The organism is Burkholderia sp. Ac-20344 (genome assembly GCF_017104975.1).
GTDB lineage: Bacteria > Pseudomonadota > Gammaproteobacteria > Burkholderiales > Burkholderiaceae > Burkholderia.
On record NZ_JAAGPP010000103.1, the window covers coordinates 25,886 to 34,421 of the forward strand.

Genomic DNA, 8,536 nt, shown 5'->3' on the forward strand with positions numbered 1-8,536 from the left:
TCCAAAGTGTATAGCGTGGCTACGCGACGCGGGCGGGAACGTGCAGGGGCGTTCCCGCCGGCCGCCGTGTTCGCCGTTGCGTCATCCAGCACATGAGAACCGAGGGAAGACAAGATGAACAAGTCGTTCAAGTCGATCTGGAACGAAGCATTGGGAGCCTGGGTTGCGGCTTCGGAGCTTGATCGCGCGCGCGGAAAGCGCGTCGCGTCGTCGCGCGGCACGCCGGAGCGGGCCGTGGACGGAGGGGCCGCGGCACGTGCGGGCACGCCTTCGGCTTCGTCGCTCAGGCGGCTCACCGTGCTGATGGCGTCCGCGTATCTCGCGCTGTTTCATGCCGGTGCGCACGCGCAGTACCAGCAAGACGGGGGTACCGCGAGCGGCGGCATCAGCGCGATCTCGATCGGTCAGGGATCCATTGCTTCGCAGGTCAACTCGACGGCTTACGGCAACCTGTCGACGGCGGCAGGCGTGTCGGCCACGGCGATCGGCCCGGGCGCGCATGCGATGGCCGACGCTTCGACGGCCGTCGGCATCAACGCGCAGGCGACCGGTATCAACAGTACGTCGATGGGCGTGCAGGCGATCGGCTCGGGCGCCTACTCGGTTGCCGTCGGCAACCTGTCGAGTGCGACGCAAAGCGGATCGGTCGCGATGGGCAGCGGTGCGGCCGCGACCGGTGTGTCGGCCATCGGGCTCGGCAACAATGCGCTGGCTTCCGGTCAGTACGCGGCCGCGCTCGGCCTCGGGGCGAGCGCGGCCGGCGCGCAAAGCGTCGCGCTCGGCTATGCGTCGCATGCGGACCTGACGGGCTCGGTGGCCCTCGGCAACCAATCGACCGGCTCGGGCGCTGCCGCCGTTGCCGTGGGCAGCGGCGCGCTGGCTTCCGGCAATTCGGGCGTGGCGATGGGGGTGAACAGCGGTGCGAAGGGCACGTCGTCGATCGCGATCGGCTGGGGCGGGACGGCCGGCGTACCGGGCTCGGGCACGCAGTCGCTCGGCACCAGTTCGATCGCGCTGGGCTCGGCCACGACGGCCGGCGCCAATTCCGCGATGGCGTTCGGATTGAACGCCAATGCATCGGGTGTCAGTTCGATTGCGATGGGGGTGCAGTCGGCTGCGACGCAGCAGTTCGCGACCGCGCTCGGTAATCTCGCGCTGGCGACCGGCATCTCGGCGACCGCCCTGGGGCCCGGTGCGACGGCGTCGGCCACGAATGCGACGGCCATCGGCATCAACAGCGTCGCGGCGGCGGGTTCCACCGTGGCGATCGGCGACAGCAACTCGGTCGCGGCAGCGGCGGGCGCGGGTTCGATTGCCGGCGGCAACAGCTCGAAGGTGCTGGGCGGCGTCGGCGCTGTCGCGCTCGGCCTGGGCCAGACGGTCAGCGGCAACGGTGCGGTGGCGATCGGCGACCCGAGCACCGCGATCGGCACCGGCGCGGTCACGGCCGGGTCGAACAACACGGCGAACGGCGACGGCGCGGTCGCAATCGGCAATTCGAACATCGCACAGGGCACCGGGTCGCTCGCGCTCGGCAACACGTCGACGGCCGCGGCGGCGGGTGCGGTGGCGTTCGGTGCGTCGGCCGTGGCGAACAATGCGGGCGATGTCGCACTCGGCTCGGGGTCGACGACGGCCGCGCCGAATCCGACGGCAAGCGCGACGATCGGCGGCGTCACGTACAACTTCAACGGGACGAATCCGGTCAGCGTCGTCAGCGTCGGCGCAGCGGGCACCGAGCGGCAGATCACCAATGTTGCTGCCGGGCGCATCAGTTCGGCGAGCACGGATGCGATCAACGGGTCGCAGCTCGACGCGACGAATCAGGCGGTGAATTCGCTGTCGACGTCGACGGCTTCGAGTGTCAGTTCGCTGTCGACGGGGGTGTCGTCGTTGTCGACCGGGTTGTCGTCGGCCAATAGCGCGATCACGTCGTTGTCCACGTCGACGTCAACCGGGATCAGCTCGTTGTCGACAGGGCTGAGTTCGACCAACAGCTCGGTGACTTCGTTGTCGACTTCCACGTCGACCGGGTTGTCGTCGGCGAATAGCGCGATCACGTCGTTGTCCACGTCGACGTCGACCGGCATCGGCTCGTTGTCGACAGGGCTGAGTTCGACCAACAGCTCGGTGACTTCGTTGTCGACTTCCACGTCGACCGGGTTGTCGTCGGCGAACAGTGCGATCACGTCGTTGTCCACGTCGACGTCGACCGGCATCGGCTCGTTGTCGACAGGGCTGAGTTCGACCAACAGCTCGGTGACTTCGTTGTCGACTTCCACGTCGACCGGGTTGTCGTCGGCGAACAGTGCGATCACGTCGCTGTCCACGTCGACGTCGACCGGCATCGGCTCGCTGTCCACGGGGTTGAGCTCGACCAACAGCGCGGTGACGTCCTTGTCGACGTCCACGTCGACCGGCCTGTCGTCGGCCAACAGCTCGGTGGCTTCGCTGTCGACTTCGACGTCGACCGGCATCAGCTCACTGTCCACCGGCCTGAGTTCGACGAACAGCACGGTCACGTCGCTGTCGACTTCGACGTCGACGGGCATCAGCTCACTGTCCACCGGCCTGAGTTCGACGAACAGCACGGTCACGTCGCTGTCGACTTCGACGTCGACGGGCATCAGCTCTCTGTCCACCGGCCTGAGTTCGACGAACAGCTCGATCACGTCGCTGTCGACGTCGACGTCGACGGTCGTCGGTTCGCTGTCCACCGGCCTGAGCACGACGAACAGCAACGTCACGTCGCTGTCGACCGCCACCTCGACGAGCATCGGTTCACTGTCGACCGGGCTCAGTTCGACGACCAGCTCGATCGCGTCGCTGTCGACGTCGACCTCGACGACCGTCGGCTCGTTGTCCACCGGCCTGTCGAGCACGAACAGCAACCTGACGTCGCTGTCCACCGCGACGTCGACGGGCATCGGTTCGCTGTCCACCGGCCTCAGCTCGATCGCATCGAACAACACCAATCTCGGCAACAGCACGGCAGGCGCGATCGGCGGCGGGGCCACCTACAACCCGACGACCGGGACGATTTCGGCACCGTCGTACGTGACGTACAACAGCGACGGTTCGACGACGATCAACAACAACGTCGGCTCGGCGATCGACAACATCAACGCGCACGGCATCAAGTATTTCCACGCGAACTCGACCGCGCCGGACAGCCAGGCGCTCGGGCTCGACAGCGTCGCGATCGGCCCGAACGCGATCTCGAAGGTGGACGGCAGCATCGCGCTCGGTTCGGGTTCGGTATCCGACCGTGCGACGACACCCGCGTCGGGCATCATCCGCAACGGCACCGCATCGATCCCGTTCAACACGACGGACCAGACGCTGCTCGGCGCGGTGTCGGTCGGCGACGCGACCAGCAGGACGTATCGCCAGATCACCAACGTCGCGGACGGCACCGGGCAGCAGGATGCGGTGACCGTGCGGCAGCTCTCCGGCGCATTGCAGTCGTTCGCGGTCACGGCCCAGAAGTATTTCCATGCGAATTCGACGGCGGCGGACTCGCTCGCGGTCGGCGCGGACTCGGTCGCGGTGGGGCCGACGACGGTCGTCAACGGCGACAACGGCGTGGGCATCGGCAACGGCGCGATCGTCGACCAGACCGCCCCTGGCGGCGTCGCGATCGGGCAGGCGGCGAGTGCCGCGCAGGCCGACGCGCTCGCGCTCGGCAGCGGCGCGACGGCATTGGGTGCGCAGTCGGTCGCGCAAGGCGCAAATGCGAAGGCGGTCAGTGTGGGCAGCGTCGCACTGGGTTCCGGCGCGCTCGGCAATGCGACCGATGCGCTCGCGCTCGGCGCGGGTGCGTCCGCGACGTTGGCGAACAGCGTGGCGTTGGGCGCCGGTTCGCTGACGACGGTCGGCGCGTTGACGAACTACGTTGCGTACGGCCTGAGCAGCCCGCAATCGTCGGCAGGCGAAGTGAACGTCGGCAACCGGCAGATCACGGGCCTCGCGGCCGGCAAGAACGGCACGGACGCGGTGAACGTTTCGCAGCTCGATTCGGTCGCGAACCAGCTGACGACGCTGATCGACCAGCGCACGACCAACCTCGGCGGGCAGTACACGACGAACCCGAACGGCACGAACGTGCCGCCGGGTTCGACCGGCCCGAATTCGTCGGCGGGCGGGTCGGGCGCGGTGGCATCGGGCTCGAACAGCACGGCGGTCGGCAACAATGCGCACGCTTCGGGCAACGGTTCTACCGCCATCGGCGTGGGCTCGACGGCGTCGGGCAGCAATTCAGCCGCGATCGGCACGGGCAGCAACGACGGCGGGCGGTCGAACGTCGTCGCGGTCGGCTCGGCGGAGTCGGCGCGCCAGGTCGTCAACGTCGCGGCCGGCACGCAGGGCACGGATGCGGTGAACGTGAACCAGCTGAATGCGGTGTCGAACCAGTTCACGCAGTCGCTGAACACGGTCAACAACCAGCTCACGCAGATGCAGCAGCAGATCCAGCAGACCGATTCGATGGCACGTGAAGGGATCGCGGCAACCGCCGCGATGGCGTCGATCCCGCACATGGACCGCGACTCGAACTTCGCGATGGGGGTCGGTACGGCGACGTTCCAGGGGCAGAAGGCCATGGCGGTCGGCGTGCAGGCGCGCGTCACGGAGAACCTGAAGGCGACGCTGAACGGCGGCTTCGCCGGCAGCCAGCGCGTCGTCGGCGCGGGCATGCTGTATCAGTGGAAGTGATCGCGCGTCGCGGTTCGTGCCGGCACGCGCTGCCGGGGCGGACCGCGCCGAACGCAAACGCACGCGGATGCGGCTGCGCCATTGCGCCGCACGCGCTGCGCCCATCGCATTTTCGGAGTAATCAAGTGAAAAACATCCATCTTGCACTGCTGGCGTCCGTCGTTTCCCTCGCGGCCTGTTCGAGCGCGTCGGGACCGACGTACAACGCATACGAGCTTCAGCCCCGCGACGGCATCCGGACCTTCCGCGTCGACTGCCACGGCATCCTGTCGAGCGCCAATACCTGCATGAAGGTCGCGACGCGCATGTGCGGCAACGAGGCCGTGCGCACGGTCGATTCCACCACGCCGTACCGCGACGGCGCCGATCCGCACTCGATGGTGTTTCAGTGCGGTGCGGCACCCGCGCCGGTCGCGGCGGCTGCGCCGGCGCCCGCCGCGGTCGAGAAGGTGAGCCTGACCGGCGATGCATACTTCGCGACCGACTCCGCCGTGCTGACGTCCGCCGCCACCGCCGCGCTCGACACGCTGCTGAACCAGCAGGGCGACAAGCATTTCTCGCGCGTGGAAGTGGACGGTTATACCGACGCGACCGGCTCGGATGCGCACAACCAGGCGCTGTCGAAGCGCCGCGCCGATGCTGTCGCGGGGTATCTGCGCGAACACGGGCTGAAGGCGGAATCGTTCGCGGCGGCGGGGCATGGAGAAACCAATCCGGCGGCATCGAACGAGACCGCCGAAGGGCGGGCGCGCAATCGCCGGGTGGAAATCTCGCTGCAGAAGTAAGACGTCGCCAGCGGGTTGCCGCAGGCGTGACCGTCGAAACCGGACGGCTCGCTTGCGGCAGCAGCACCGTCCGGCGACGCAGGCGGTCGAGTCAGGCAACGCGTCGCGGCGGGCGTGTGCGGTGCCGCCGGCCTGACCGGATGCGCCGCGCAGCAGGGCGATCCGCGTTCCCGTCGGCCGATATGGCCACGCTGCCCGAGGGTACGTACCCGAATCTCGCCAATCTGGCGCAGGTCCAGCCGCGTGTGACGAAGAACCCGCTATACGAACTGCTCGGGCCGCCGCATTCCACGAGTGGATCTTCCACGTGCGGACGTGGAACGACCTGTTCCCGTTCCGCGACGCCGGCAAGGTCGCAATCTGCCAGTACCGGATCGAGTTCGATTCGAATAACCGCGTGGTGAATACGCGATGGGACAAGCCGGAGTGCGAGGCCTTCGGCGAGAAGGGGGCGTAGGCAAGGAGGGTTGAAGCCGCATGACCGGCCTGCGGGCCGGTTGGCGGGCGCCGATGCAGTGGGGCCGTCGGCGCCCGCTACCGCATTGCCGCGCCGGGCGTGAGCGCCGCTTGGTGCCGCTGCGGGAAATGGAATGAGTGAGACTGCAATCGGATGGGCGGGGCTGCAATTGTCGAATGGCTGAAGCTGGTTCGATTGAAGCGTATGTGGACAAGCTTCAAGGGCGGCAAACGCCCGATTCCGGACCGTCACGCTTTCCGAAAGCGGTTACTCACGAGTGCGTTTCGACTATGAACATCCGCGCTTGCTGGGCTTCCCGGCGCTCGGTCTTGATCGGCGCATACCGTTCGGAATGGTAGAAGGCTAGCGCTTGGGCGAGAGTCGGAAACTCAAACACGCCGGCCATCGGCAGCGGCACCTCATCCCCCTCTAGAATCTGCGCAACAGGACCGAAATGCAGGATCTTCCCGCCCGCCTCTGTTAGCGCCGCCTGAAAGCGTGGCGCGAGCGCGGCCTGCTTGGCGGAGTCGATGACGCGTAGGTTGACGTGTACGTATGCAGGCATTGTGCCCTCACTATTGGGATCGGTGCGGCCGAGGGGGCGACGCTCGTTGATCTTGCCGATCGTGCCGGGGCCGATCCGACTACCCTCAGCCGAAATGTTCAGAATCTGGAGAGCAGAGATTTGGTCAGCGCTACAGGCGGACGGGGTCGCGCTGGAAAGCGGCTCGCTCTGACGACATCGGGGCGTCAACTCATGGTCGATGCGTTCCCGGTATGGAGTCGGGCCAAGGCGGAACTCACCCGTCGGATGGGAGATGAACACCTTCGTTCGGCAAGGAAGGCAATGGCGGAGTTGGCCAACGCCGCAGAATCCTCATCGACATGACATGACCCCTGAGCGACGAAGCGCGAGACAACCTCGGAAAGGCTAGTCAACGTGCGACGATCCTGGATTGCGCACTGCATGGGGCACCGTTCTTGTCCGAAATGGACGCCACCCACGACCGCTAGGGAGAACATTTTGCGCTTTACGGATAGGGCTGCTCCTGGCCGCCGCTCACCCATCGAGCCCACACGTTTGATCCGACGCAAGCGCGCACCGATCGCCGCTCGCATGCCTGTCATGGCGAGTACACTGAAAATGCCCTAGAAACAGGAGAATGCGATGATCGATGCTGGCCCACAAAGCACCTTCCGGGGGCTGCCGCTGACCGTGGAGCAGGACGCGGAAGTGAGGCACTACATCAAGGATCGGACTCGGCGTGGGCTGCCATGGGACACGCCGGAGTTGAGCGCGATGCTCAAGGACATGCTGCATCCCCCAGGCGACGGCGAGGGTGATGTCGCTTCCGAGGCAGACGAAACCATCGCGGCGGCCGAGCGCGCCACGGCGTCGGTTGACGAAGCGATGGACCCGATCGAGGCGAATGAGGAGTGGAATGCGGCCATGGAGTCGGAGGCCATGAAAGGACCCAGACGATAAAACGGAGCAACGACGCTCCGATTCCCGGCAGCGCCGCATGCGAGCAGTGCGCACCGGATGCCAGGCGTTTCAGGAAAGGCGCGTTTCGCGTTACGTGTGCGCCGCGTCGCACCGTACACGGCGGGCGTGTCGACGCGCAGTTCGTCCATTCGCAGGTAATTTGGGACGCAGCCAATCGCGCCACCCATGTCGCATGGCGCCAGCGTAACCGCGAGCCACATCTCCTCGCCGAGCGCCCGGCGGCGGGCGCCAGGTCAGTGTCTGAGCACGCAGACGGCCACGATTTCGTATCCGGGGTCGGCATGCACGTGCGCTGCCTTTTCCGCTTCCTCGTACGAAAGAAACGACGTGGCATCTTCAACCGCCGGTGCCATGCCGATATCGCCATCCTCGGCAGTACACAGGAATTGCTCGCCGGTCTTCACGACGTAGACGGACAACATGATTCCCTCCATCGTTTGCAGGGGGGAATTCCAGTCTAGCAGGCCAGAAACGGGGCGCAGGCGGTTTGCAGCGGCCTTTGCGTGAAGTCGTTGCCGGAGGTGCTGCCGCCTCGAATGTTCGGCTGCCGCCAGCCGGAGGTGATCGATGGCCGTCAACCTGGAACGGCGTCACGATTCGGCCTCCCGTGAAGGGCCGGAACCCGACCTTCAATCGCTCGGCATGCGACACGTGCGAAAAGCCGTGCACAATACCCGCATGCAAAATCCAGACCTCGAACACCTCGTCACCGTCACCATGCCCTTTGGAAAATACCAGGGCCGGCTCATCGCCGACCTGCCCGGGCCTTACCTCAATTGGCTGGCCCGCGAAGGGTTCCCGCGCGGCGAAATCGGCCGGCAGCTTGCGCTGATGCACGAGATCGATCACAACGGCCTGCGGGACTTGTTGGCGCCGTTGCGCAAACGCGGATGACGTCAATCAGGGGCGAATGCCCCGGGCTCCCGCTTCGATCGACGTGATCGACGCCCCCGTTACTATCTTCACGCCCCGATAATTGGGGCTTTGGCCAGCCAGGCCCGGCATGATTCCCGCCCCCAGTCGCAGTCATGATCCGGGGGGTGTTGTCACCGGGCCTGGTGGGTGGCTGGTGAT

The 8,536-nt window shown here is 66.5% G+C and carries 7 protein-coding genes; 5 read left to right on the plus strand and 2 right to left on the minus strand.

Annotation, left to right across the window (positions count from 1 at the left end):
• Window positions 1-114: 114 nt before the first annotated feature.
• From G3N64_RS27015 to G3N64_RS39930, 3 genes are all read left to right on the plus strand, one after another.
• The gene (locus G3N64_RS27015) at window positions 115-4,713 is read left to right on the plus strand and encodes a YadA-like family protein (protein ID WP_205786644.1); all 4,599 of its coding nucleotides are present in this window, start codon (window positions 115-117) and stop codon (window positions 4,711-4,713) included.
• A 125-nt stretch (window positions 4,714-4,838) separates the two neighbouring features.
• Window positions 4,839-5,498: an OmpA family protein gene (locus G3N64_RS27020; protein ID WP_205786645.1), complete on the plus strand. Its 660-nt coding sequence runs from the start codon at window positions 4,839-4,841 to the stop codon at window positions 5,496-5,498.
• Window positions 5,499-5,805: 307 nt separating this feature from the next.
• Window positions 5,806-5,955: a hypothetical protein gene (locus tag G3N64_RS39930; RefSeq protein ID WP_241021236.1), complete on the plus strand. Its 150-nt coding sequence runs from the start codon at window positions 5,806-5,808 to the stop codon at window positions 5,953-5,955.
• A 271-nt stretch (window positions 5,956-6,226) separates the two neighbouring features.
• On the opposite strand, the gene G3N64_RS27030 is transcribed toward G3N64_RS39930, so the two are convergent.
• On the minus strand, window positions 6,227-6,520 hold the full coding sequence (locus tag G3N64_RS27030; RefSeq protein WP_205786647.1) for a DUF1330 domain-containing protein: 294 nt from the start codon (window positions 6,518-6,520) through the stop codon (window positions 6,227-6,229).
• Between the two features lie 603 nt (window positions 6,521-7,123).
• Here G3N64_RS27030 and G3N64_RS27035 point away from each other — a divergent pair.
• On the plus strand, window positions 7,124-7,441 hold the full coding sequence (locus G3N64_RS27035) for a hypothetical protein (RefSeq protein WP_205786646.1): 318 nt from the start codon (window positions 7,124-7,126) through the stop codon (window positions 7,439-7,441).
• Between the two features lie 254 nt (window positions 7,442-7,695).
• Here G3N64_RS27035 and G3N64_RS27040 read toward each other — a convergent pair whose 3' ends face one another.
• The gene (locus G3N64_RS27040; RefSeq protein WP_174957732.1) at window positions 7,696-7,884 is read right to left on the minus strand and encodes a hypothetical protein; all 189 of its coding nucleotides are present in this window, start codon (window positions 7,882-7,884) and stop codon (window positions 7,696-7,698) included.
• Between the two features lie 256 nt (window positions 7,885-8,140).
• On the opposite strand from G3N64_RS27040, the gene G3N64_RS27045 reads away from it, so the two are divergent.
• Window positions 8,141-8,356: a DUF3820 family protein gene (locus tag G3N64_RS27045; RefSeq protein WP_205786648.1), complete on the plus strand. Its 216-nt coding sequence runs from the start codon at window positions 8,141-8,143 to the stop codon at window positions 8,354-8,356.
• Window positions 8,357-8,536: the final 180 nt, after the last annotated feature.

Bases quoted from the DNA above. Each gene is read 5' to 3' on its own strand.
- G3N64_RS27040 (WP_174957732.1), bottom strand. From the start codon at position 7,884: ATGTTGTCCGTCTACGTCGTGAAGACCGGCGAGCAATTCCTGTGTACT.
- G3N64_RS27045 (WP_205786648.1), top strand. From the start codon at position 8,141: ATGCAAAATCCAGACCTCGAACACCTCGTCACCGTCACCATGCCCTTT.
- G3N64_RS27035 (WP_205786646.1), top strand. From the start codon at position 7,124: ATGATCGATGCTGGCCCACAAAGCACCTTCCGGGGGCTGCCGCTGACC.
- G3N64_RS27030 (WP_205786647.1), bottom strand. From the start codon at position 6,520: ATGCCTGCATACGTACACGTCAACCTACGCGTCATCGACTCCGCCAAG.
- G3N64_RS27015 (WP_205786644.1), top strand. From the start codon at position 115: ATGAACAAGTCGTTCAAGTCGATCTGGAACGAAGCATTGGGAGCCTGG.